Below are 23,734 nucleotides of genomic sequence, written 5' to 3'. Positions count from 1 at the left end.
AATGATAAACTAATTGCAGAGATGCACAGGCAAGATGCCTGTGCCACTAATAAAACAGAAAAACTTCTTGCTTCAATTCTTTCTCTTCTTTCTCTTCCTTCGCGCCCTAGCGCTTACGCGCGGCTTCGCGGTTCGTCAAATATGTCTTATTAAAGTAAGAAGCGATTAAAATAATCAAACCAATCCAAACACAGCCATAGTTACAAACGTGAATCGAATTCCTCCCGCAATAGTTATCTTAGGTCAAAACAGCCTGCCGATCGCCAAAAAAATCTCCGCACATTTTCCCGGTTCCCAGATTTACGGTTTAATCGATCGCACTTCCAACACAGACATCAACTTTAGCAACTTCGGCGAAACATTGCGGGAATTGTTTGCCACAGAAACCCCAATCATCGGCATCTGCGCCGCCGGAATTATCATCCGCACCCTCGCCCCGCTGCTGTCAGACAAACGCGCCGAACCGCCAGTTTTAGCCGTCGCCGAAGACGGAAGCGCCGTCGTACCCCTGCTGGGCGGTTTGCACGGCGTTAATGATTTGGCCAGAGAGATTGCAGCAGCCCTCGGCGTACAACCTGCAATTACCACCACCGGAGATATCCGGTTTCGCACCGCCTTACTGAGTCCTCCCCAAGGCTATTATTTGGCGAATCCAGAGGATGCGAAGACTTTTATTTCAAATTTGCTCGCGGGGGCAAAAGTACGCCTAGAAGGGGCTGCAAGCTGGCTTTCCGAGAGCAATTTGCCGTTAGCGCAGCCCTCGGAGAGGATCGCCCCCGACGCCCAATTAACTATCCGCGTCACCGAAAAAGCAATTGCGCCGACGCCAGATTGTTTAGTTTACCATCCGCAAATTGTGGCAGTTGCACTTGCGAATCTATCGAATATTCAGCCAGAAATAGCCCTGTTTTGCGTGCAGGAATTACTGGCACAAACAAATTTGGCAGCCGCTGCAATCGCTGGATTTTTTGCCTTAAAACATGAAATGGGAAATCCGGTATTAGAAGCAGTTTCAGCATATTTTAAAGTCCCCGTCCGCTTTTTCAATCTCTCCGAACTTGTCGAATTAGACTCAATTGAATTCATCGAAAATAAGGCCGCACAAATTGCCCTGACAGCAGCAGGTGCAAACAGTCAGTTAATCGAATGCGATCCCACTTTATCCCTGAATTGCGCGATCGCCCTGGCCGCCGAACCCATAAATGCTAGCGCGATCGGATTTAGCCGCGGCAAACTCGCGATCGTCGGTACCGGCCCTGGAGGCGCGCCCTGGATGTCGCCGGAGGTTAAGGAAATTCTGCGCGAAGCCACGGATTGGGTGGGTTACAAGTTCTATCTCGACTTAGCTGGAACCCTGCGGGAAGGGCAAAAGCGGCACGATTCCGACAACCGCGAAGAGATCGATCGCGCGCGTTTTGCCCTAGATTTAGCAGCATCCGGCAAATCTGTCGCCGTTGTTTCGTCGGGAGATCCGGGTATTTTTGCGATGGCTGCAGCGGTGTTTGAGGCGATCGACTTTGACGCCAAACCCGAATGGCAAGGCATCGATATTCGGGTAGCACCGGGCATTTCAGCCATGCAGGCGGCCGCTGCTGCGATCGGAGCACCCCTCGGACACGATTTTTGCGTGATTTCCCTTTCGGATATTCTCAAGCCCTGGGAGGTCATAGAACAGCGGCTTTCGGCCGCTGCGATCGCAGATTTCGCGATCGCATTTTACAATCCCATCTCGAAACAGCGGATTTGGCAACTCGGAAGGGCGATCGAGATTTTGTTGCAAAGTCGCGATGCTAATACCCCCGTCATATTGGGGCGAAACCTCGGCCGGCCCGGTCAATCTGTGCGCGTTTGCACCCTCGGCGAATTCCAGCCGGAAGATGCAGACATGAGAACTTTAGTGATTGTCGGTTCGAGTCAAACTCGGATTATTCCTCGCAAATATGGAGATGTTTGGGTTTACACGCCGCGCAGGTACGAAAAATAAGTAAAGCAGCAAAAACTTCGGAAATCAGCAATTGACTGAAAGCTAATTAACTTTGACAAGGAGATTTTTTGATCTTGCTGGGGGAAGTCTAGGTTAACAAATGGCGGCGAATCACTCGATCGCGATCGACCTCTTATTTCCTCTCAGGGTTTTCACTCTCGATTAATGAGTGATGACCTTTGATTACAGACATCCTCGGTACTGAGGGATCTCGGCTTCCTGAAGCCGAGTTTCTCTGGCAGATATCGATCGAATTTAGATATCGACTAAACCGTAGTAAGGATTTCAGCTTCTTTTTTGGAGATATCTAATTTACATTTCAGGAAACAAAAAAAAATTATATAGCCACCATAAAATTAAGGGCGATCGAGGTCTGCTAAATTCCTTAATCCTACGGTAACAACAAAAATAAGGCCTTCACCCAGATGAGTCTTCTGTGTCTTTGGGTAGACCGATTTTTTTTTGTCTGTTGATAAGATTCTCTTAAACAAAGCTTAAGAGAACGGTTAAAAGAACATGAAATTCCAAATCCCTTTAGCTCCTAGGGCTGTAACCCAATTTTTGCTTCGAGTGGTGACCTGTCTAGTTGTACTATCTTCTTTAAGTCACATCAATCTGCACTTCTTCCCGGATTCCCCGTTTGCAGCCTACTTTTCAAAGGTATTCAACGTTGATTACGAGCGGAACCTTCCAAGCTTCTACTCTGTTTTGGCATTGCTGTTTAGTTCTCTCTTGCTGGGTGTGATCGCCTATGCGAAAAATTTGGATAGCGATCCATACAAGCATCACTGGAAAATTTTATCATTCATATTTTTATATATATCTATAGACGAAGCTGGTCAATTGCACGAAAAATTGATTGACCCGATGCGAAGCCTGCTAAAGGCCACAGGATTTCTTTACTTTACTTGGGTTGTGCCGTTCGGTTTTCTGGTAGCGATATTTCTATTATCCTATAGTAAGTTTGTGTTCCACCTTCCTGTTGCCACAAGAAAATTGTTTGTTGCAGCATCCGCTGTTTATATTGGAGGAGCAATGGGGGTGGAACTGCTAGGGGGATACCTAGCTTCTACAACGGGGATGCAGGATCTATCCTACGCGATAGTAGTGACCCTTGAAGAGTTATTAGAAATGGTGGGCATCGTTGTATTTATCCACGCCTTGATTTCATATATCAAGACCTATATAGGTGGGGTAAGTTGGAATATTTACATACCAGGAAAAAACGCACAAGTTACCGATGAGCAAAATCTCGGCATACCTGTCCTTAGCGAACCCGCAAACAGAAACCTATCAAGGTAAATCACTTGAAACCCGGTTTGATGGACGACAAAAATGCTGCATTATGGCCTTTGAGCAGGATAAAAAACCCGCTTTCTTTGGTACTGATGTGTCCTGGACTGGAGATTCTGTGATCGGCGGCGCACCAAACGACTAATATATAGGCTGCTTGCTGCACGAAAAGACTAATTAGAGGTGGAACAGCTTAGTTCACAGATGACATCCTCACCTTTACCAGAAAATCGTTAAGAGCAACCTTTGCATGAGGATTTGACGGCAAATGACTTGTAAAACTTGCATCTTCTAATATATTAATTAGCCGATCGCGCTCTTGCTGATAAAATTCTATATCTGTATCTTCCAGCACTGATTTTTCCTCCCCAGCCAGCTTGCGAGCAATCAAATCAGGAATATACGACAACTGAAACTTCTCGTTAAGTTTTACCAAATTCGCCTCAACTTCCCCCGTTTGCATCAAGTGAATCCCAGCTAGCAACACTCGGTAAACGTATAGCAGCGGCTTAACCCGACGCGGGCGTTCTTTCTCAAACAATTTCCATTGAGTTTGAGCAAAACCGAGATAGTGGTGGCTGTGGTGCTTGGTAATGCAGTTTGAGGCGAGATCCTTTAATTCCTCGTGTTCCTTTGTAGTGTAAACTATTAGCGGCGAATACAGTTGTTCTAGCACGTAGCCGTTGCGCTTCAACAGCAACTCAAAAAATTTCTTGATGTCGTGAGTTACTAAATCGAGTTGCATTCCATCCCGAACTTCAGAAACTTCGATGGTTTCTTCTCCAGCAATCAGCCCAATTACTTTCGGTAGTGGTAAGATGTGTACTCCCCGCAAGTCGAAGTCAGAATCGGCGGAAGGAAACCCGTATAAGTGCGAACCGCTGATAGTAACAAACAGCAGCGGATAAGGTTGAACGGAGATAATTGGGGCGAGATTCGAGATGTATTCTGTCATTTTTTCAACATTTTATCAATGTTAATTTCAATTCCGGTTAAACAATCGCAAATACCTGTAGGGGCGGGTTTTACCAACCATATATGTCTCAAATTAAGCATCTCGTAAACCCGCCCTTTTAGCCGATCGCACCTCTACGAGATTTAATCAAAAACAGGTTCGCTTTCTCGTAATTAGGACGTTCCGGTAAGGAAGTTGCAGCAAAAGCGCGATCGAACTCACCGTGCAAACTCAACCGCCAGCGATTCACCTCATCCCAGGATATTTCTTGGTTGCGGATAGATAAAAGTTGCGATCGATAATCCTGCACCCGAACGGGTACAAACCCCTCCTTGAGGACAGTAATTCCTGACAGCAACAAGCGAATTAAGTGCATCGCGTGCTTCCAACGAATTTCCCCGGTATTGCGGAGGTCTTGCTCCATTTTTTTAAATTGAGATAAAACGTAGCTATTGTAAGTTTGATAAACCAATTGAGAAAGAAAGATTTCCCTAATTTCCAGCAATTCTTGTGCGACAGGAGAAACAGTTTCTACTAAAGGCGTGTACAAACATTCTAGCACATTTGGATTAGCTTTTAGTGCCAAAACTAGAAACTTTTGCAGTTCCCAATAGCATTCCTGATTTTCCTTGTTTTCCAATTGTTCTGGAATGCCGTAAAGCGACCAATGAAGTATTGCAGGCGGCAGGTAAATCCCGCGTCTGTCTGTATCGGATTGCTCGTTATCAAGACCATACGCTCTCGAACCAACAATGCAGCGGTAAATTACAGAATCATAGAGATTGTATTCTGCAAGAAAATCTCCTCCTGACTGCAATCCTTCGCTCTGAAACTGCTTGCGGATACTGAGTTCGTGTCGCCGCAGACTAACTTCTGTTCCGTCTGGGAGTTTGACTAAATATGCGTGGGAATTGTCTGTAGGCGATTGAACGATGACGCCTACTAATCCCGGTTTCCAAGATTGGTCACTGGCGGGGTTTTTGACCTCGATTCGGGTGACAATTTGGGTTCCTGCGGGTAGGATTAAGTTGAAATTTTGAGGAATATTGGCATTTGCCATGAGGAAACCTCCTGCGGGGGCACGAGCTACAATGTTAGTGTAGCATAGGTGTAGTATAAAGTGGTGCTTTGGGCGATCGGGCCCCTGCCGGCAAGCTATGGCAATTTTGGCCTTCTTGAACAGTGTCTAATTCATAATCAATTGTGCAAACATAGAAACAGAAATAATTAACGTATTTTCTAAACTCTGAACTTCAGTAAAATCGCGATCGCCTGTAATTAAAAAATCAGCATTAGCAGAGAGTGCACAAGCAATAAACTTAGCATCTTTTTGATCTCTAGGAAAATCAATTTCTATAGAGACATCAATGAGTTGGGTGGAACCTTGAATCAAATTCAACCATCTTTCTTTCTGATCATCTGTTAATTTTAGTTTTCGTCTACTTAATACCTCCTGATACTCTCCTAAAATTTCTTCTGACACTATCCATTCATAATCAGGTTGATTGATAACCCAGGTAATAACAGATGCTGGTTTTCTTCCAGCAATCGCCGCAGATACTAAAATATTAGTATCTATAACAACTCTCATTCTCCTCTCCGATAAGCTGCAATTTCTTCGGCAATTTCTTCATCAGTTAAAGGATGCTCCGCGTGTAAAGCCTGGGTTTCTTCACATAAGTTGCTAAAAGTTTCAGCTAAAGCTTGTCTGTGCGGATCGGGCTGATAATTATTCTTAAGTTCTCGGCTGATTTTAATTTTTTCTGCAAGTAAATCTTGTGCAGGTTTTCCTGAAAGAATCGTTACTACTTGCCGAGGTTGATTAAGATGCTGTTTTTCTGACAAAGCTTTTAAAGCATCAGTAATTACCTGATCCGGGGTTGTATATTTCCCTGTCTCTAACTGTTGTTGCAATAACTTTTCTTGTTCTGAGTTCAGAATTATTTGCATCGTAAAGTTACCTCTATTCCTGCGATCGCCTAAATGAGTCACCTTAAAATTTTGAATGGGCAATACTGGATTTGAACCAGTGACCCCTTCCGTGTGAAGGAAGTGCGCTACCACTGTGCTAATTGCCCGCAGATAATTAATATACCATACTAAGTCGAACTTCGCAACTAAATTTTTCCGAAAAATTCAGCCGCTTGTTTCCGAGTTAAACTCGACACAATGCCAAGAATACAGGCATTTGTCGAGTCTGGCATCAGTTAACCTGCCACCAACCCGCCGACGGGCCGACAAACCGCACTACAATCCACCAAGCCACCAAAAGACTAATCCCCATCCAGCTTCCGCGACTTGTCCACTTCACAAAATCTTCGCTTTGGGTTTTCGTGATTGGCAGCCAGGGAACGATGCGTTCTTCTTTACCGTATTCGTCGCCGATCGACTCTTTGCGACGCTTAGCTTCACCCATAATCTTTGTCTACTAAATTAGATTTCAACTGGATACCTAACCAAATTATACGCCAACACGTCATCTCAAGCCTGCGTCAGCCAAGTCGTATCCAAATAATCAATCCTCGCAAAAGGACTCAAAGCCGCTAAAACCTGCTGTCCGTAACTGCGGTGAATCACCCTGCTGTCGAAAATCGCCACCACCCCTTGACGTTCTCGCACCGGCGCGATCGCCCGCTGCAACTCATTCAGCGCCGCCGGCAGCAAATACAACCGAAACCAATCCTTGCGCCGTTCCTTATAATAAGCCACACGCGCCGTCACCAAAGGATTCTCCAAAGAAGGTAGCGGCAAAGTTGCGATCGCCAGCAAATGAGGCGCTCTCAATTCCCCCTGATGTTCCCGCCAAAACTCCCACCCAGTCACCAAAATCGCATTCTCGCCCACATCTGTTTTTTCTACCTGCACCCTAGAACCGAACTCAGAAGCCAAAATCGCCGCCAGCCGAGCCTTCAGCGGTACATCACCAACAATCAGCACCGTTAAACCCGCCACCGACGCGCTCATCAACAGCAAAGTCCGAATTTCTTCAATTAAAACACCCTGAAATTCCGGCGTATTTGGCAGCGGCAGCCAGTTGGGAATGTACAGTTGAATTAATTCGCTTTGTCGATCGGGCGAAAACTTAACGCTCGTCAATTCTGGAAGTCCCAGCATTTCCCGGAAAATCGGAGCCTTCGGTTCCACATCCACCGCCCCACCAATCAACACCACGGGCTGATCGTCCCAAATTTTGCTCAAAACCTCCCCCACCTGCACCGGCGCGCAGTACAGAGAAAATGAGCCAGCCTCCCGATTAATTTCCGCCCACCGCAGTTTTCCGTTTGTTTCCCACCGCTGCCAAAAATTGCTCCAAGCAGCCGGAATTAGGGGGTTTGGCTGGATTTTTTCAAACAGCCCCTGCAAAATATTTTGCTCTGCCGTTTCCAGCAAATAGCACTCCTCTGGTTTCGCCGGATGCTGAAAGAAAGCCCGCGTTAGCAGTACCCGCCCTTGGAGGATGGCATCGGCTTCCAAAGGCTGAGATTGCATTAAATCGTTCCAGTCAGCCGGTTGCAAACCCGCCGTCAATTGCTGGCGCGTCCAAACTTCCAAGTCATCCACACCGTCGATAATTGTCGGAATATTCCTGTGCAGTTCCGAATTCCCCGCCAAGCGAGCCGCCAGCCAAGACTCGGGATCTGCTAGCATCAAGCCTCGTCCAGTGGCACGATCGGAATAAGTCTCGATCGACCCCTCTGTTTGCAGCCACTCTTGCAAACGCGGAATTTCCACTGCTCTCAAATGCTCAATCAGCGGTGTCGGCGCCACTAAAATCACAGGCTCCGGCCACATCAAAATCGGCATCAAATAGCTGACTCGATACCGCTGTCGGTAAGCTCCAGCAGGAAGCCCCGTTTGGATCAGAGCGCTGCGCCCCAAGCGCAAAGCCCGCGCCACGAGCCGCGCCATCGTTAAATGGTGTGGCCAGTGCGGCTCGGAGTTCGATCGCAGGAAGCGGAGCAATGAGTTGTGGACTTCTACCTCAATCAATGGGTTTTAAAATTGACATTTCTCACTCAAGATAATCAAAACTGGCCAGAAAATCAACTAATTTTTGACCGAGAGGCAAACAGAATTTACTCGGCTGATGACTTGCACCTCCCTTCCCAAAATTCCCGTGAGAATTCACCATCAAACTCTCCTGTCCCGAACTAATTAAAATAGTTTGGGTAGGTGAATCAAAAAACTTTGTTGGTTGACTAAGCCGTGATATATTAGAGAGCAATTTTATCAACTCATTTAACTGATTTGTAGCTTTAGTCAATGCTTTACGCAACTGCACTATTCGTTTCTCATCTAAATTTTGAGTTTCAATATTTTTACCAATATCCATAATATTTCTCTGAGTTTGTACAGCATCCTTAAAAGGAAGAATCGCTAAAAAAGCTGCTGGCAATAAATGCTCATCGCTCTCAAATCTAAAAGTTAGAGTTGTGCGGCGGTAGCCGACTTCAATATTAGGAGGAAAATTCATGGCCCGGTAATGCCGAGCTATTTCGCTGTAAACTGTTGCTAAAGTGCTGTTTGCTGAGTAGTCTAAAAGTGCGTCAACCCCAATTTGCACTAACCCAGGCGTGTGATTTAAAAATTTTATCGATTCTGACGGCGAATTAAATTGTTGAATCTGAGTGCGATCGCCTGCGGGGCTGAGGTCAATCCACTGGCAAGTAATATCATCTGAAATGATACCACATCGAGGAACCAAATACAGTTTTGCTCCTGTTAAAGTTGCTCCCCTCAAATCAGCGCCCACCCAATCGGCATTAATCAAATTTGTTTCTGTCAAATCAGCGTGAACGAAACTAGCACTTCCTAAATTAGTATTTCTTAAATCTGCTCCGTTAAGGTTAGCTCCGCTCAATTTAGCACAGCTCAGATCTGCCCCGTTGAGGTTAGCTCCCGTCAAATCAGCCCATTTGAGGTTAGCTCCGCTCAAATTGGCACTGCTGAGATTCACCTGTTGCAAAGAAGCTTGTCTCATATCGGCATTGATCAAATTGACGCCGCTAAGTTCTGCTTTCGTCAAATCTGCGCCGTGTAAGTTAGCTTCTTGAAAGTTAGCTGAAGCAGCCGAAGCACCCCTGAGATTTGCACCGGACAGGTTAGCACCGGACAGGTTAGCTTCCGTGAGTTTTACCTCTCTTAAATCTGCTTCAGTCAGGTTAGCGCCGCTGAAGTTAGTTTTGCTGAGTTCGCAGCGGACTAATTCGCTTCTAATTAGGGATGCTCTGATTAATTGAGCTGCACTTAAATCGGCTCTCACTAAGTTTGCTACGTTGAGAGTAGCCCCGTTTAAGATTGCCCGCGAGAGGTTGGTGCTGCTGAGTCTAGCCACATTCAGGTTAGCTTCGCTCAAGTTAGCTTCGCTCAAGTTAGCACCGCTGAGGTTGGTGACAAATAAGCTAGCCCCCTTTAGAATTGATTGGCTGAGGTTGATGCGGCTGAGATTAGCTTCATTCAGGTTGATTCCTGTGAAATCTCTGTCGCCTTCAGTGTATCTTTTGACGATTGCAAATCGTTTGAGCAGTTCTTCAGCTTCCATTTGTTTACCTGAATAAAATGGCGATCGGCTAACTTTTATATGGCATAAATAGAAATAATATCAAATTAAATTATAGTATTTACTCACCGAGCTGATAAAAGCTTTTGACAAACTCAATGACCGTATTTAGCGGCGGGGTGGTAAATCTTTGGGCTTTAATTGCAGGACTGATAGAGGTTTTGTTGACTCCCGGTAAATTTGTCAAGTTTCTGCCAAAATCTGGGTGATAGTGAATCATCAAAGTTTCGGCGCTGGAGTTAGCCAGTACAGTTTGGGTAGGTGATTGGAAAAAAGTTGACATCGGTTCGCGATCGAGGCGAATCGGCTGAATTTTCATTTCCCCTATTTTTCTCATTGTTTTGGTCAGGGCTACGTTTAATTGCACTACCATATTTGAGACTCTGACGCCCAGGTTATTACCACTTTGGGGTTGAATCATCTTGATCAAAGTAATCAAATTTTTCTGAGTAAATGCTGCATCACTAAAGGGAACAATCGCAACGAAAGCTGTGGGAAATAGTTGCTCGTCCTGCTCTATTTTAAATGATATGATTGTGCGTCTGGAATTAACTTCGATACTGGGAGGATGATTCAAAGCAGGGTATTGACGGGCAATTTGGCGGTAGGTAGCTGCAAGGACAAAGTTAGCATCGGGGTCGAGGGGTCGATCGACAATAATTTGAACTGTCGGTGGTGTAGCATTGAAAAACCTTTGAGATTCTTCAGGGGTAAAGCGCTGAATGTGGCTGCGATCACCGTTAGGACTGAGGTCAACCCAATCGCAGGTAATGTCATCTGCTTTCACATCAAACCTAGAAACCGCGTAAATTTTTGCCCCCGTCAGGGCCGCCCCCGTCAAATCTGCGCCCACCCAATCAGCGTGAATCAAATTAGCTTGGGTCAAATCCGCGTGTACCAAAGTAGCGTTCAACAGATTGACATTGCTTAAATTTGCTCCGTACAAGTTTGCCCCGCTCAATCTCGCTTCATCGAGGTCAGCGCCGGTCAGGTTCGCCCCGCTGAGGTCAGCCCACCGGAGATTAGCGCCTCGCAAGTCAGCGCCGCTAAGGTTTGCCTGAGACAGATTAGCTTGTCTGAGTTCGGCATTGCAGAGGTTGACTCCTCGCAAGTCTGCTCTGCTGAGGTCGGCTCTGTGCAAGTTGGCCCGTTCCAAGTTGGCCGCTGTTAGAAAAGCGCCTCTCAGGTGAGCCCCGCTGAGGTCGGCTTGCTCTAGATTGGCTTCTCTGAGGGTTGCTTCTCTCAAATCTGCTTCGCTGAGATTTGCACCGGTCAAGTTAGCACTGCTGAGGTTTGCTCGAATCAGTTCGGATCTGATCAGTGTAGCTTCAACGAGTTGGGCTTCGCTGAGGTCGGCTCTAATCAAGTTGGCCACGTTGAGGATAGCGCCGCTGAGGTTGGCTTTGTGGAGATTAGCACCGCTGAGTCTGGCAACATTAAGTTTGGCTTTTCTCATGTTGGCGTTTGACAAATTGGTGCCGCTCATGTTGGTGAGGCTCAAGATTGCCTCACTGAAATTAGCCCCGCTGAGATCGATCCTGCTGAGATTTGCCTCGCAAAGGAGGATGGCAGTAAAATCTCTTTCTCCTGCTGCATATTTGGTGATGAGTTCTTCGGCATCCATGCTTTTCAATTTCCCTGATGTCTTAGCTAGAACAAAGCTTTATTGTCCCAACCTTTAAACTAGAATAAGCATTTTTTGTAACTTGATGCAATATGCCTAGACATCTATATTGTGGAAGCCTTTTATAAAATCCAAAATGGTAGTGATATTAGCTTGAGCCAATTTTGTGCTTTCAGCTAACTTACCCGATGGTGAGTTACTTTGCTCGTATTTTTTAATCAGGCGCTTGCCGAAGCCTGGGTGGTGATACACGCTGAGTCTTTGATCGCGGGAATTAATTAAGCTCATCTGTGTTGGAATTTGAAAGAAATTGATGCTTTCACCGATTTTTGGAAAAGAACTGGAAATTTTGATTTGGTCTACTTTGCTGATAGCTTGGTTGAGAGCTTTGCTGCATAACTGGACGTGTTTAGATTCTTTGACGTTAAGTTTGCCTGCATCGTGGGATTGAATCATTTTCATCAAAGCTATTAGGTTTTTTTGAGTTATGGCAGCGTCGTTAAAAGGAATGATGGCAACGTAAGCGGTGGCAAATAATTTATCGTCGCTGTCCATTTTAAAGGCGAGTACGGTGCGCCTGGAGCTGACTTCGATCGTGGGAGGCTGACTTAAACTCGGGTATTGTTGGGCAATTTGGTAATAAGTTGCAGCTAGTGCAAAATGAGCGCCTTGGTCTAAGGGCGAGTCAATTACAATCCGAACTGTGGGCAAGGTTTCATGAAAAAATTCGTGGGTTCCTCCCGAGTTCAACCAGTAAATTTGGCTGTGGTCGCCGTTGGGGCTAAGATCAACCCACTTGCAGGTCATGCCTTCGGTTTTGATGCCCAGCCGCGAAACTGCGTGAAGTTTTGCTCCGGTTAAGGTGGCTCCGGTTAAGTCGGCTCCAATCCAGTCGGCGCGGATCAGATAGGCATTTGTCAGGTCGGCGTGAACTAAGCTGGCATTCAGCAAGTTGGCGTGGCAGAGGTCGGCTCGGCTGAGGTCGGCACCGCTCAATTTGGCTTCGCTGAGGTCGGCCCAGCGGAGATTGCAGCCGCTGAGGATGGCCCAGCGCAAATTGACGCCGCTGAGGTCGGCGCCGCTGAGTACGGCTTGAGTGAGGTTGGCTTGTCTCAGTTCTGTGCCTCGCAAGTCTGCGCCGCTGAGGTCGGCTCGGCTAAGGTCGGCTCCTTGCAGGTTGGCTTGTTCGAGGTTGGCTTCTGTCAAGCACGCGCCGCTGAGGTGAGCGCCTCGAAGGTTGGCTTGAGCGAGGTTGGCTCCTCGAAGGGTGGCTTCGGTGAGGGTTGCGCCGCTGAGGTTTGCGCCGCTGAGGTTTGCGCCGCTGAGTTCGGCTCGAATCAGCTCGGCTCTGATCAGTTTCGCTCCTATGAGTATGGCTTTTTTGAGGTCAACTCGCACTAGATAAGCGACGTTGAGGTCGGCGTCGGTGAGGTCGGCGCCACCTAGATGGGCGCCACTGAGTCTGGCGATGTTGAGTTTGGCACCTGTGAGGTTGGTTTTGCTGAGGTTTGCTCCGCTTAGGTTTGCTACACTCAGATTCGCACCCTTGAGGTTGGCTCCGCTCAAGTTGACGCCGCTGAGGTTGGCCTCAGTCAGGTTGATTCCGGCAAAGTTTCTTTCTCCGGCGGCATATTTTTTTAGGAGTTCCTCGACTGTCATGGGGGCGGCACCGTATCAAATATCCCCATTTTATTGCTATGAATATCGGTATTGTAGGACTGGGTTTAATTGGTGGCTCGATCGGGCTGGATTTGCGATCGCGCGGGTTTAATGTTTTTGGGGTTTCGAGTCGGCAGCAGACTTGCGATCGGGCGCAAGCTCGCGGTGTTGTCAATGAAGCCAGCATAAACCTGTCTCTGATGGCAGCAGCCGATGTGGTTTTTATTTGCACGCCACTGGGGTTGATCGAGCCGATCGTCCGAGAGTTGGTGCCCTATCTTTCCCCTGATACTATTGTAACCGATGTCGGTTCCGTAAAAACACCCATAGTGCAGGCTGTGTCTTCTCTGTGGCCGAATTTTGTGGGGGGACACCCGATGGCGGGGACTGCTGAAAGCGGGATTGAGGCGGCGATACCGGATTTGTTTGTGGGCCGGCCTTATGTGGTGACGCCGACTGCCCAGACGCCGACGTTTGCGGTGGATAAGGTTGAGGAAATTGCGCGGTTGCTGGGTGCTAAAGTTTACCGATGTGAGCCGATCAAGCACGATCGAGCTGTGGCTTGGATTTCTCATTTGCCGCTCATGGCGAGCGCGACGCTGGTTGCTGCCTGCGATCGAGAGGGCGATCGGGATATTGTTAATTTAGCCCAACATTTGGCGAGTTCGGGTTTTCGGGATACGAGCCGGGTGGGGGGTGGCAATCCCGAACTGGGAGTGATGGTGGCAAAGTACAATCGAGAGGAATTGTTGCGATCGCTCTCTATTTACCGCGACAGTCTCGACGAGTTCATCACTGATATCGAAGCTCAAAATTGGCAAGCTCTCGAACACAAGCTGAAGCTGACTCAACAAGCGAGAGAGAATTACAACTTGTGAGCCAAATATTACTTAAAACAGTCCTCGTCTAGATTATGATTTGTGGATGCCTATATATTGAGTTTCAATGTACACTTATTCTCGACTCAAGCGATTTTTACTAGGTGAATCTCTCCCCACTAGCGCATCTATTCATGAACGGTTGAGCAACGCTACAGGACTAGCGGTTCTGGCTTCCGATGCACTTTCATCTGTTGCCTACGCTACTCAAGAAACTCTGCTGGTGCTGTTACTAGCAGGGAGTAGTAGTTTGAGTTTATCGCTGCCTATTTCTGGCATTATTATTTTACTGTTGGCGATCGTGGCGCTGTCTTACCGACAGACAATTAAAGCGTACCCCAACGGCGGTGGTGCTTACATTGTGGCCCGAGAAAATTTAGGTATTTATCCTGGTTTGATCGCCGCAGCTTCACTGATGATTGATTACATTTTAACTGTAACTGTCAGTATTTCGGCTGGGGTGGCGGCCTTGACTTCAGCAGTTCCCTCGCTGCACCCCTACACAGTTGAACTGTGCTTAGTTTTTATTGTCCTAATCATGTTTGCCAATCTCAGGGGATTGCGGGAATCGGGAAATATATTTATGGTTCCCACCTATGCGTTTCTCGTTGGCATTTTTGTTTTGATTGGCTGCGGTTTATTCCAACAGGCAACAGGTAATGTTATGCCGACATTACAAAATATTCCAGCTAAGGAACCTTTGGGATTATTTCTGCTGGCGCGGGCTTTTGCGGCGGGCTGTACAGCCCTGACTGGAGTTGAAGCCATATCAGACGGCGTGTTGGCTTTTAAGCCTCCTGAATGGAAAAATGCGCGCCTGACTTTGAGCTATATGGGGGGAATTCTGGGAGCAATGTTTTTGGGAATTAGTTACTTGGCTCATATTTATCAGGTGATTCCTACAGAACATGAAACGCTCCTTTCTGTGTTGGGAAAACAGATTTTTGGTGTCGGTATATTTTATTACTATTTGCAGGCAGCTACTCTGTTGATTTTGCTGTTGGCGGCGAATACGAGTTATGCGGATTTTCCGCGACTTTGTTATTTTTTGGCCCGGGACGGGTTTTTGCCGAGGCAATTGTCGCTGTTGGGCGATCGCCTGGTTTATTCTAATGGCATTAATCTGCTAAGCTTCTGCGCTGCTCTTTTAATTATCATCTTTCGAGGCAATACAAGTGCGGTGCTTCCCCTGTATGCGGTGGGAGTTTTCACTTCTTTTACTCTCTCCCAATCGGGAATGGTAATTCACTGGTTTAAGGAACGAGGTAAAGGTTGGCAAGTTAGTGCTGTGATGAACGGTATTGGTGCAGTGGCAACAACGGGAGTTTTGGCTGTAATTCTCGCTACAAAATTCCTTTTGGGAGCTTGGGTTGTCGTAGTAACTATCCCGATCGTAGTCAGTCTATTTTTAGCTATTCACCGGCACTATCGCTATGTAGCGGCTCGCTTGAGCATTCAGGGAATAGAACCGAGGTCTTATCTTCGCAGACCTAGAGTTAAGACGGTGACACATCCGGCAGTGGTGTTAGTCGGGCAGTTGCACCGGGGAACTTTCGAGGCCCTCGATTACGCTCGTTTAATTGCTGATGAAGTTGTGGCAGTTCACGTCGATATTGGTTTGACCGATCGAGAAAAATTACAATTAGCTTGGAAAGATTTGCAGTCAGATATTCCTTTGGAAATTCTGGACTCGCCTTACCGTTCTGTGAGTTCGGCTTTGACGCACTTTTTGACTTTGTTTGAAGAGCAGCGACCGGGAGTTTATTTAACGCTGATAATTCCGGCTTTTGTGACGCGAAATTGGTGGGAGGGACTGCTGCACAATCAAACTGCTTTCTTTTTGAAAGCGACTTTGCGGGCTAAAAAAAGTCGGGTGGTGACGACGGTTAGGTATTATCTTTAAGTGGGGAGGGGCAACCGTTTGCTGCTAGCAGAACTTCTGCGCTGGCAAGTTTTCGGGGATGTCGAAGCTCCCTTAGTATACGATTTGCCTCACAATATTACCTGAGCTGAAGGTGTCGGCTGGGTAACTGGCAAAGGCGCTTGTCCCGCACATTCTGGTCAGCCTGTAATTGTACCGGGTTCGATGGGCGCGCCGTCTTATTTGCTGGTTGGTTCGGGGAACGAGCGATTTTTGCGGCCTCTCACGGTGCCGGCAGAGCGCGATCGCGCTTCGATATGAGTCGCAAAGGTGTTGACAAAACTGACTGCGCTTTGGGATTAACTGGCGTAGATTGCATTACCGGGCGCGAAGAACGCAGAATCGAAGAAGCACCGGCCGCTTACAAGCCAATTCAACCAGTAATTGACGTTCAGGTTGAGGCGCAAATAGTTGGTGTAGTCGCTAAAATGAAGCCAGTGTTAACGTTTAAAGCCTAGGAACCGGGCATTTGAGAATTAAAAATTAAACAAGGGTAAGGTGCGCGCCGAGCACCCTACTAATTTTTAATTCTCGGCCCTATTTCCCATTCCCCATGCCCTATGAATGATTCTCAAGCATCACCAAATCCATTAAAACCTGTCCATCCCCTAAAGCGGCTGCTGAAGTACGGCCGCCGTTACCGCCTGAAAGCTTGGCTGGCAAGTATCTGTTCGCTGCTGAATAAATTCTTTGATTTAGCGCCACCAGCATTAATCGGTATTGCCGTTGATGTGGTGGTGAAACAGCAAGATTCTATCCTCGCTCAGTGGGGCATAAAAGATGTCTTTTGGCAACTGGCAATTATTACTTTTGTGAGTTTGATTGTTTGGACCTTGGAATCTGTTTTTGAATATGCCTATGATTATTTGTGGCGCAATTTGGCTCAGGATATTGAACACGATTTGCGTCTGGAAGCTTACAGCCATTTGCAGGAATTAGAATTAGCTTATTTTGAAGAACGCAGCACTGGCGGTTTGATTTCTATTCTCAATGATGATATCAATCAACTCGAACGTTTTTTGGACGACGGTGCTAATGAGGTGATTCAGGTAATTACCACTGTTGTTGTGATTGGCGCGGCTTTTTTTGCTGCCTCTCCTGGTGTTGCTGGGCTGTCAATGCTGCCGATACCTTTTATTATTTGGGGTTCGATCGCCTTTCAAAATCGCCTTGCTCCTTTCTATGCTGACGTGCGGGAAAAGGTGAGTTTTCTGAACGGACAACTGTCGAATAATTTGATGGGAATTACTACTATTAAAAGTTTTACTTCCGAAGATTATGAAATTCAGCGCATCGAAGCACAAAGCCAAGCTTACCGCCAAAGCAACCGACGGGCGATCGTACTTTCGGCAGCTTTTATTCCGCTGATTCGGGTTGTGATTTTCTTGGGGTTTATTGCAACACTATTTCTGGGCGGTTTGGAGGTGGTGGCGGGCCGGTTGTCTGTGGGAACTTACAGCGTTTTGGTGTTTTTGACCCAGCGGTTGCTGTGGCCTCTGACTCGCCTGGGAAATACTCTGGATCAATACCAGCGCGCCATGGCTTCTACTAATCGGGTGATGAATTTGTTGGATACTCCGATCGCAATTCATACGGGTGATATTCGGCGGCCTGTTAGTTCGATTAAGGGTGAGTTGGAATTTAAAAATGTTACTTTTTCTTACAATCAAAGAAAGCCGATTTTGCAGTATTTTTCTCTGACTCTGCCTGCGGGAAAAACTACTGCGATTGTTGGCGCTACTGGTTCGGGAAAAAGTACGCTGGTGAAACTAATCTTGAGGCTGTACGAGGTACAGCACGGCAATATTTATCTCGACGGTATAGAACTAAATAACCTGAATTTAAAAGATTTGCGGAGAGCGATCGGATTGGTGAGTCAAGATGTGTTTTTGTTTCACGGTACGGTGGCAGAAAATATTGCTTACGGCAGTTTTGAGGCCAGCAATCGAGAGATAGTAAATGCTGCGAAAATTGCGGAGGCTCACGAGTTTATCGTACAATTGCCGGACGGTTACAACACTATTGTAGGGGAACGCGGTCAAAAATTGTCGGGGGGGCAGCGGCAGCGAATTGCAATTGCACGGGCTGTTTTGAAGAATCCGCCGATTTTGATCCTTGACGAAGCTACTTCAGCGGTGGATAACGAGACTGAGGCGGCAATTCAGCGATCGCTCGAACGAATTACCAAGAATCGCACTACAATTGCGATCGCCCACCGTCTTTCTACTGTCCGCAATGCCGATTGCATTTGTGTCATGGAAGAGGGGCTGGTGGTAGAATCGGGGCAGCACGAACAACTGATCGAACAGGACGGAATTTATGCGGCGCTCTGGCGTGTGCAATCTGGTATAAGATAGAAACGCAGCGGTTTTGGGTAATTGGGAATTGCTAATTTGTAATTGGGGATGGGCCATTGGGCATGGGTAACTAATGACAACAGTCAACAGCCAACTGCCAACCGCCAACTGCTAACTGACAACTGACTGCAAAATATTAGTTTCTACAAGCAAGAAGAGAAAATGTTTCTATTTGATAGCCCTGAGTCCAAACCCAACGAAAATAGCTGGAGCCGCAAATTAGATAAATTCGTGAAAGCTAATCAAAATGAATTGGCTGCTTTGGCTTGGGGGCTATTTCTGGAAAGGGGAGAGGAAAGCGAGGAGATTTTGGCAATTGATGTTGCAGAAACTGCGCGTTTTGTGTATTGTAAGAAAGAGGCGGTTGAGGAGTTGAACCGTCAAGTAAAAAGTCATATTCAGGAAGTTGTAGGTGTGTTGAATGCTCACAAACCTGAGACAGAAGTGGCGATTTTGGCGATCGGTGAAGGTCAAATTAAGTTAATTTTTTTTGAACCTAAGCCTGAACCTCCTGTTTGTTTTGAGGAAGCGGCAACCGATGTGGATACATTGTTGGCTAAGCTGGAACAGCAGATGGTTGAATATATGAAATAGGAGTTATATCAAATCCGGTGGTATCGGAATTGATACTCCCTACAGTCAGGAGACGACGCCGTGCGGTTTCCCTACAATTAATCGGGCGATGGTTATATCTCTTATCGAGGAAGATTGATTATCTTGAGGTAGGGAAATGGCAATGCCGTGTCCTGCGTTGCCCTATTGTCGATAGTTATATCCGATCGCACTCTGAGAGCAATTTTATCCCGCAGTCTCTTTCAATCCCTGGGTGATCTCAACATTGTATCAGTAACAGGCAAGATGCCTGTTCCACAAAGAGTAAACCCGGACTTATTATAAATATCAGAATAACCAGCAATCAAAATAACCAGCGGGCGGCGAATCGTCATGCAAAATTTGAGCTTTGTCTAAATTAGGTATAGCTTCCGCCAATTCTCTACCTAATTTTACTTCCTGTGATCTGTCTGTTAATGGAAATGAAAATTGATAGCTATCTTGCAAATATTTTGCCTTAGCAACAATCTCATCTTTCTCCAAAATCTGGCTGTTGCTACCAATCAAAATGCTATTACTTTCCTGGCAAACACACACGCACACCTGAGAAAACACACTTTGAAAAGTCGTGATTTTTTCGGCATAAAACTGATCTCTGTGCAGCAGATTGGCTAGCAAAACTCCCTCGCTTGACAAGTGTTTTTCGCAGATTTGATAAAATTCTTTGGTGGAGAGGCGGTGCGGAAAGTAGCCGTTGCCAAAAGCTACGTCGATCATGATGATATCGTACTGAGAATCTGATTTTTGCTGCTCTAAATACTCTCTGCCGTCTTGAATTGTTACAGTTAGCCGATCGTCAAACTGCACTCCAAAACACTTTGTAGCTGCTTCGATCGCGATCGGATCGACATCCGCACATTCTATAACCGTTTCCGGCAAATAGTGGTGCAAAACTAAGGGAATTCTGCCGCCGCCAAATCCCGCTATGTAGATTCTTTGAGGTTGGCTTTGCCACACTAAACCCAACATCATCGCCTGAGTATATTCAGACACTAGATGTAAAGGATTGTTGAGATCGAAAATAGATTGCAGTAAATCTGTTTGCCGATTTACTTTTTCTACTAAAGATAGCTTAATGTGCGATCGATCTTTTGTGACTCCCACATAGTGGACACCAGACTCTTTGCAAAAAATAACTTTGTCGGGCTGTTGCTGCAGCCAAGCCAGTCGCTGTCGAATAGCGGATAAATTAATAGATTGCCAGGTTTTGTGTTCCTCAATCATCTGATTTTAAATTTTATTTAAATTCTATATTCTCTAATAATATAGCCTCATCAAGCCGGTTTCTACCAAAATGGCCGAGTCGCTCGATATCTGCGAAGAAACCGGGTTTCTACTCAAGGCTGGGGCAAGTCATGTTCTCATTTTCCAGCATGGCGAAAAACGAGAAGACAACAGAAATTCACCCGATTACAGCCGCTTGTACGCCACCAATTCCAAACCTGAAACCGAAAGTTCCACTTTTTCCCAATCTTGCTTGTCACCTTCCAACTTTTCAAAGGCTGCTGAGGTAAGCAAAATCTCTCCGCGTTCCGCCAAATCCTCTCCCAGCTTAGATGCCAGATTAAATTCCGATCCGTACATATCCTCTCCTTCCAGCATCAAAACATCGCCACAGCCAATACCAATGCAGAGGTAAATATCCATCTCCGGCGGCAGTGTTGTGTTGACAGCCGCCGTTTGTTTCAAAGAGTCGATTGCAGCTTCCACCGCTGATTTTACATCAGAAAAAACTGCAAAAATATTGTCTGCTTCCTCCTTAACTACAGTGCCACCGTATTCTGAAATTATCGGTTTGACAATGCCGTGCATCCGGTGAATCATTGCCAAAAAATGAATGATTCCGTAGCGGACTGTCGTGCGGGAAAATCCCGACATATCCATTACTAAAATTGCGTAATTTTTGCGGAAAGTGGCATTAATCTTTTCATCAATTTCAGCCATTTTTTCGGGATGTTCGTTTCTTTCTTGCAGCAACTTTTCCAAGTTAGCGCGGTTATTTGTTTTCATTTTATTTTAATTAAATTCCCAATCGCGACACAGTTCTTGAGGGCGGCCAGCCGGATGCACTGCACAATTGATGCCATCCTTACCGTAATAATAATCGCAGACTTTGCAAGGTTTAGTTTGCTCTAATTTTTTCATCAAAATTCCCCGAATTGTCTGGACTCGGTTGCGGTACTTGTTTGCATTCGAGTGACTCGGTTCAATTGCCAAAGCTTGCTCGAAAGCTGCTAAGCTGGAATCGTACAATTTAATAATTTGGGAGCTGTATTTTGTCCAAGCATCGGCATGGCTTTGATACAGTTCGACTGTACTTAAGTTTAAAATTCCGTATTCTGTCCAAGCGTCGGCTGAAGCTCGATCGAACTTAATATTGGCATTGAGCAAAACTTTTTTGATCGTTGCCAAAAGTTCCCTCGGCTGCCAAGGTTTGCTAACATAAGCCTCGGCGCGATCGCCCTGGAACCTCGCAAATAAAGCTAACTGCTGTCCCTTGCCTGTTAAAAATACCACCGGTATGTTCCGAGTTTCGGGATTAGCTTTAATTAAACGACAAACCCCGTAGCCGTCCAGACGGGGCATTATGACATCTAATAATACTAAATCAGGACAATTTTTCTCAATTTTATCCAGCGCTTCCACACCGTCAGATGCCTGAATTACATTTAATCCGCTGCACCTCAACTGATGTGAAATGCACTCCCGCTGGCTGCGGGAATCTTCCACCACTAAAACTGTACTCATCACTCCCCACCTGGTTTCTGAGGTAAACTTGTTCGCTGCTTCGAGTAACCCTTGCTGAAATCAGTTTACCCGCCTTGGATGAATTTGTTATCACTGGCGACCTAAATTTACTCAAATTGCAACAAATCTTAAAATGGGGAGCGAACGTGATACTTATCAGAAAATGCTGGTTGCTAATACCCGGACAATTGTTGAAAGTTTAAACGGTAAATATTCGGCTTTTAAACCTTAATAACGGCAAATCGTACTGATAGCGGACGAACACCTTGTTGAATTGCAACAGATAATCGGCTAATGTATACATTAAAGTTCTTAAGCACGACAAATGAATCGATTGCTCCTCACTTTACTTGTAAGTCCGACGCTGTTTGGATCTCTGATGTCTTTGAGCGCGATCGCAAATCCCGCTCAAATTGGCGAAACACCAGCTCAATCGGCTGATTCGCCCCAATGCGTGCGATCGCCCCACACTCAGCGCCTGACTTGCGTGCGGCTTTCTGGCAAGTCTGCTGCTGCTAATTCTAAAGTAACAATCAGTTGGCAGCGACCTGCTGACGAACAAGTGGCGATGCTGGATTTTTCGGAAGAAGAAAGCGATGCCGCGGTGGCGCTGTTTGGCTGCGACTGTCAGATGTGTATCAACTCGCTGCGACAGTTGCGCGGTTTGCCACCTCTGGATTTAGCTTCTTGAGGGCGAGCCGACAGCATTGGGAGTCAGGCTCAAAAACCCGGTTTCCGATCGCTGCGCGCTTGGGAATGCCTTTAGCTTTCTCACTTTTAGAGAAATTGTAGTCAATTTGTTGCAGGATTTTTATAGATTTTGTATCTCTCAAAATCGGGTCTCTACTTTTTAGCTAGAACTTGTTTAAATTGAGCAGTTGCTTGCTCAATATTTTCGATACTACCTGGGTTGACCAATCCATAATAGTCAAAAACGTAAACTCGATTATTTTTGGTGGCTGTTAGTTGATTCCAAAATGAATCAGATTTAAATTGGTCTAAAATTCCTTCTCCCCGATCGACAATAATGATTACTTCGGGATTAGCCTCTCAAACCTTTTCCGCTGAAAGCGTCACGTCGCCTTGTACGTGGCTATCTCCTTGCAATTGGGCTGCGACATTTTTCACGTTAAACTTACCCAGCAAATCTCCAGCCCAACTGCTTTGATTGGGTGATCAAATCGGTTGTCTGCTTACCAAAACTCAAGTAGCGGGGCTTTGATTTGGGATGTCTGCTAAAAATGTTTGGTAGCGTTTTAACAGAGGTTCAAGATTGGTATTGAGAGATTTAGCTAAAGTTGTTGTTAACTCTTCTAGAGATTTCCAGCTATCAAATTGAGTGAGTAAAGTTTTAATTCCTAGCTGCTGCAATTTTTGCATTGTTTCGTCATGAAACCCCGACGCACCTACCAAATCCGGTTTCAATGCGATGATTTTTTCCAAATTGGGAGGGTGCGTTCGGCAGTGACTGCGGTAATCCCTACGTTCGACAGAAATTCCCGTTTTAGTTTGTCCCAAAAAGTAGACCAGCATCGAAGTTAAAATAGCACCTATCCAAGCCGCCAAAGCCATCCCAGTTTGAAATATTCCCAAAGTCAGCATGGTAATCGCAACTAACCCCGCACCCGCCTAAATCCCTAATACAAAAGGAGCGGCTAAACCGTTGCGGAGCAGCCCTTGCAGCCAAGCTGCCGACATTCCTAACGCCGCACCAACTGTCAGCGCTGCCGCCACTCTGTGCAAACGCACTTCCCAGAAAATAGTTTGATTTACAGCATCACCTCGGTGCAGAAATGCTTGCCACAATTGAGCTGAACTCATCGGCACCGCACCAAAAGAAAGTGAAAGGGCGATGGTTAACAGCAAACCCAATCCTAAGAATACAACTGCCTGAAAAACTCGATATTTTAGCCAGATTTTTTTCACAATATATTATACCGCTTTGCTTTTAGATAAATAACCTTTTTGCAGAGTTATTCCTGCGCGATCGCCCAAACTCCTAAGAGACAATCCGGCTAGTTACTTACCATATATTCTCCTGTTTGTGGATAGATCGCGCTCGTTAACTAGGGTTTGCTGAATAATCGATCGCAAACTAAGAACAGGAGCTCACGATATATTCAAGCAGAGTTAAATATAAGTT

Annotated in this window: 21 protein-coding genes, 1 tRNA gene and 1 pseudogene; 8 read left to right on the top strand and 15 right to left on the bottom strand. The window is 46.1% G+C overall.

Annotated elements, in window-relative coordinates; all coding sequences use genetic code 11:
- Nucleotides 1-208 precede the first annotated feature (208 nt).
- The gene (cobJ, locus tag QUA34_RS21165) at nt 209-1,984 is read left to right on the top strand and encodes a precorrin-3B C(17)-methyltransferase (protein ID WP_333389138.1); all 1,776 of its coding nucleotides are present in this window, start codon (nt 209-211) and stop codon (nt 1,982-1,984) included.
- Nucleotides 1,985-2,500: 516 nt separating this feature from the next.
- On the top strand, nt 2,501-3,286 hold the full coding sequence (locus QUA34_RS21160; protein WP_333324896.1) for a hypothetical protein: 786 nt from the start codon (nt 2,501-2,503) through the stop codon (nt 3,284-3,286).
- A 184-nt stretch (nt 3,287-3,470) separates the two neighbouring features.
- Here QUA34_RS21160 and QUA34_RS21155 read toward each other — a convergent pair whose 3' ends face one another.
- The 10 genes from QUA34_RS21155 to QUA34_RS21110 all read right to left on the bottom strand — a co-directional run bounded on the left by QUA34_RS21155 (nt 3,471) and on the right by QUA34_RS21110 (nt 13,075).
- Nucleotides 3,471-4,232, bottom strand: coding sequence for a nucleotidyltransferase domain-containing protein (locus QUA34_RS21155; protein WP_333324894.1), 762 nt, complete (start codon nt 4,230-4,232; stop codon nt 3,471-3,473).
- A 118-nt stretch (nt 4,233-4,350) separates the two neighbouring features.
- Nucleotides 4,351-5,292 carry a DNA polymerase beta superfamily protein gene (locus QUA34_RS21150; RefSeq protein ID WP_333389137.1) on the bottom strand — a complete coding sequence of 314 codons (942 nt, stop codon included), beginning with the start codon at nt 5,290-5,292 and terminating at the stop codon, nt 4,351-4,353.
- Nucleotides 5,293-5,418: 126 nt separating this feature from the next.
- Entirely contained in the window at nt 5,419-5,823 is a 405-nt protein-coding gene (locus tag QUA34_RS21145; protein WP_333389136.1) for a putative toxin-antitoxin system toxin component, PIN family, read from the bottom strand.
- Nucleotides 5,820-6,182 carry a hypothetical protein gene (locus tag QUA34_RS21140; RefSeq protein WP_333332476.1) on the bottom strand — a complete coding sequence of 121 codons (363 nt, stop codon included), beginning with the start codon at nt 6,180-6,182 and terminating at the stop codon, nt 5,820-5,822. The genes QUA34_RS21145 and QUA34_RS21140 overlap by 4 nt, the downstream gene beginning before the upstream one ends.
- A 56-nt stretch (nt 6,183-6,238) precedes the next feature.
- Nucleotides 6,239-6,310 (bottom strand) — tRNA-Val (locus QUA34_RS21135).
- A 125-nt stretch (nt 6,311-6,435) separates the two neighbouring features.
- Nucleotides 6,436-6,648 carry a DUF2839 domain-containing protein gene (locus tag QUA34_RS21130; protein ID WP_333063857.1) on the bottom strand — a complete coding sequence of 71 codons (213 nt, stop codon included), beginning with the start codon at nt 6,646-6,648 and terminating at the stop codon, nt 6,436-6,438.
- Nucleotides 6,649-6,713: 65 nt separating this feature from the next.
- Nucleotides 6,714-8,222, bottom strand: coding sequence for a helicase C-terminal domain-containing protein (locus QUA34_RS21125; RefSeq protein ID WP_333389135.1), 1,509 nt, complete (start codon nt 8,220-8,222; stop codon nt 6,714-6,716).
- A gap of 22 nt (nt 8,223-8,244) precedes the next feature.
- A complete protein-coding gene (locus QUA34_RS21120; protein ID WP_333389134.1) occupies nt 8,245-9,774 on the bottom strand; it encodes a pentapeptide repeat-containing protein in 1,530 nt (509 codons plus the stop codon).
- Nucleotides 9,775-9,853: 79 nt separating this feature from the next.
- Nucleotides 9,854-11,416: a pentapeptide repeat-containing protein gene (locus QUA34_RS21115; RefSeq protein WP_333210420.1), complete on the bottom strand. Its 1,563-nt coding sequence runs from the start codon at nt 11,414-11,416 to the stop codon at nt 9,854-9,856.
- Between the two features lie 96 nt (nt 11,417-11,512).
- Nucleotides 11,513-13,075, bottom strand: coding sequence for a pentapeptide repeat-containing protein (locus tag QUA34_RS21110; RefSeq protein ID WP_333389133.1), 1,563 nt, complete (start codon nt 13,073-13,075; stop codon nt 11,513-11,515).
- 38 nt (nt 13,076-13,113) lie between these two features.
- On the opposite strand from QUA34_RS21110, the gene QUA34_RS21105 reads away from it, so the two are divergent.
- The 5 genes and pseudogenes from QUA34_RS21105 to ccmS all read left to right on the top strand — a co-directional run bounded on the left by QUA34_RS21105 (nt 13,114) and on the right by ccmS (nt 18,825).
- On the top strand, nt 13,114-13,953 hold the full coding sequence (locus tag QUA34_RS21105) for a prephenate/arogenate dehydrogenase (protein WP_333389132.1): 840 nt from the start codon (nt 13,114-13,116) through the stop codon (nt 13,951-13,953).
- A 67-nt stretch (nt 13,954-14,020) separates the two neighbouring features.
- Nucleotides 14,021-15,856, top strand: coding sequence for an APC family permease (locus tag QUA34_RS21100; RefSeq protein WP_333389131.1), 1,836 nt, complete (start codon nt 14,021-14,023; stop codon nt 15,854-15,856).
- Nucleotides 15,857-16,024: 168 nt separating this feature from the next.
- Nucleotides 16,025-16,332: pseudogene (locus QUA34_RS21095) on the top strand (RtcB family protein).
- A 102-nt stretch (nt 16,333-16,434) separates the two neighbouring features.
- Nucleotides 16,435-18,231: an ABC transporter ATP-binding protein gene (locus QUA34_RS21090; protein ID WP_333389130.1), complete on the top strand. Its 1,797-nt coding sequence runs from the start codon at nt 16,435-16,437 to the stop codon at nt 18,229-18,231.
- A 162-nt stretch (nt 18,232-18,393) separates the two neighbouring features.
- A complete protein-coding gene (ccmS, locus tag QUA34_RS21085) occupies nt 18,394-18,825 on the top strand; it encodes a beta-carboxysome assembly chaperone CcmS (protein ID WP_333389129.1) in 432 nt (143 codons plus the stop codon).
- A 306-nt stretch (nt 18,826-19,131) separates the two neighbouring features.
- Here ccmS and QUA34_RS21080 read toward each other — a convergent pair whose 3' ends face one another.
- The 3 genes from QUA34_RS21080 to QUA34_RS21070 all read right to left on the bottom strand — a co-directional run bounded on the left by QUA34_RS21080 (nt 19,132) and on the right by QUA34_RS21070 (nt 21,591).
- Nucleotides 19,132-20,067: a fused MFS/spermidine synthase gene (locus QUA34_RS21080; RefSeq protein WP_333389128.1), complete on the bottom strand. Its 936-nt coding sequence runs from the start codon at nt 20,065-20,067 to the stop codon at nt 19,132-19,134.
- A gap of 186 nt (nt 20,068-20,253) precedes the next feature.
- Nucleotides 20,254-20,853 (bottom strand): adenylate/guanylate cyclase domain-containing protein, encoded by a 600-nt coding sequence (locus tag QUA34_RS21075; RefSeq protein ID WP_333389127.1) that lies wholly within the window; start codon nt 20,851-20,853, stop codon nt 20,254-20,256.
- Nucleotides 20,854-20,859: 6 nt separating this feature from the next.
- The gene (locus tag QUA34_RS21070; protein WP_333331384.1) at nt 20,860-21,591 is read right to left on the bottom strand and encodes a response regulator; all 732 of its coding nucleotides are present in this window, start codon (nt 21,589-21,591) and stop codon (nt 20,860-20,862) included.
- Between the two features lie 325 nt (nt 21,592-21,916).
- On the opposite strand from QUA34_RS21070, the gene QUA34_RS21065 reads away from it, so the two are divergent.
- Complete coding sequence (locus tag QUA34_RS21065) at nt 21,917-22,282, top strand: hypothetical protein (protein WP_333389126.1); 366 nt, start codon at nt 21,917-21,919, stop codon at nt 22,280-22,282.
- 512 nt (nt 22,283-22,794) lie between these two features.
- On the opposite strand, the gene QUA34_RS21060 is transcribed toward QUA34_RS21065, so the two are convergent.
- Both QUA34_RS21060 and QUA34_RS21055 read right to left on the bottom strand, forming a co-directional pair.
- Complete coding sequence (locus tag QUA34_RS21060) at nt 22,795-23,193, bottom strand: ABC transporter substrate-binding protein (protein ID WP_333389125.1); 399 nt, start codon at nt 23,191-23,193, stop codon at nt 22,795-22,797.
- Nucleotides 23,194-23,220: 27 nt separating this feature from the next.
- Nucleotides 23,221-23,517 (bottom strand): iron chelate uptake ABC transporter family permease subunit, encoded by a 297-nt coding sequence (locus tag QUA34_RS21055; RefSeq protein ID WP_333389124.1) that lies wholly within the window; start codon nt 23,515-23,517, stop codon nt 23,221-23,223.
- Nucleotides 23,518-23,734: the final 217 nt, after the last annotated feature.

This window comes from Microcoleus sp. POL10_C6 (assembly GCF_036701585.1).
GTDB lineage: Bacteria > Cyanobacteriota > Cyanobacteriia > Cyanobacteriales > Microcoleaceae > Microcoleus.
The sequence above is the reverse complement of the archived record's forward strand: the minus strand, read 5'-3'. Positions and strand labels throughout refer to the sequence as shown.

What these genes read in the sequence shown, in the direction of transcription:
- QUA34_RS21105 (WP_333389132.1), top strand. Translation starts at nt 13,114, where the DNA reads ATGAATATCGGTATTGTAGGACTGGGTTTAATTGGTGGCTCGATCGGG.
- QUA34_RS21130 (WP_333063857.1), bottom strand. Translation starts at nt 6,648, where the DNA reads ATGGGTGAAGCTAAGCGTCGCAAAGAGTCGATCGGCGACGAATACGGT.
- QUA34_RS21075 (WP_333389127.1), bottom strand. Translation starts at nt 20,853, where the DNA reads ATGAAAACAAATAACCGCGCTAACTTGGAAAAGTTGCTGCAAGAAAGA.
- QUA34_RS21155 (WP_333324894.1), bottom strand. Translation starts at nt 4,232, where the DNA reads ATGACAGAATACATCTCGAATCTCGCCCCAATTATCTCCGTTCAACCT.
- QUA34_RS21150 (WP_333389137.1), bottom strand. Translation starts at nt 5,292, where the DNA reads ATGGCAAATGCCAATATTCCTCAAAATTTCAACTTAATCCTACCCGCA.
- QUA34_RS21140 (WP_333332476.1), bottom strand. Translation starts at nt 6,182, where the DNA reads ATGCAAATAATTCTGAACTCAGAACAAGAAAAGTTATTGCAACAACAG.
- QUA34_RS21100 (WP_333389131.1), top strand. Translation starts at nt 14,021, where the DNA reads ATGTACACTTATTCTCGACTCAAGCGATTTTTACTAGGTGAATCTCTC.
- QUA34_RS21070 (WP_333331384.1), bottom strand. Translation starts at nt 21,591, where the DNA reads ATGAGTACAGTTTTAGTGGTGGAAGATTCCCGCAGCCAGCGGGAGTGC.
- QUA34_RS21060 (WP_333389125.1), bottom strand. Translation starts at nt 23,193, where the DNA reads ATGCTGACTTTGGGAATATTTCAAACTGGGATGGCTTTGGCGGCTTGG.
- QUA34_RS21145 (WP_333389136.1), bottom strand. Translation starts at nt 5,823, where the DNA reads ATGAGAGTTGTTATAGATACTAATATTTTAGTATCTGCGGCGATTGCT.
- QUA34_RS21080 (WP_333389128.1), bottom strand. Translation starts at nt 20,067, where the DNA reads ATGATTGAGGAACACAAAACCTGGCAATCTATTAATTTATCCGCTATT.
- QUA34_RS21110 (WP_333389133.1), bottom strand. Translation starts at nt 13,075, where the DNA reads ATGACAGTCGAGGAACTCCTAAAAAAATATGCCGCCGGAGAAAGAAAC.
- ccmS (WP_333389129.1), top strand. Translation starts at nt 18,394, where the DNA reads ATGTTTCTATTTGATAGCCCTGAGTCCAAACCCAACGAAAATAGCTGG.
- QUA34_RS21090 (WP_333389130.1), top strand. Translation starts at nt 16,435, where the DNA reads ATGAATGATTCTCAAGCATCACCAAATCCATTAAAACCTGTCCATCCC.
- QUA34_RS21115 (WP_333210420.1), bottom strand. Translation starts at nt 11,416, where the DNA reads ATGGATGCCGAAGAACTCATCACCAAATATGCAGCAGGAGAAAGAGAT.
- QUA34_RS21160 (WP_333324896.1), top strand. Translation starts at nt 2,501, where the DNA reads ATGAAATTCCAAATCCCTTTAGCTCCTAGGGCTGTAACCCAATTTTTG.
- QUA34_RS21120 (WP_333389134.1), bottom strand. Translation starts at nt 9,774, where the DNA reads ATGGAAGCTGAAGAACTGCTCAAACGATTTGCAATCGTCAAAAGATAC.
- QUA34_RS21065 (WP_333389126.1), top strand. Translation starts at nt 21,917, where the DNA reads ATGAATCGATTGCTCCTCACTTTACTTGTAAGTCCGACGCTGTTTGGA.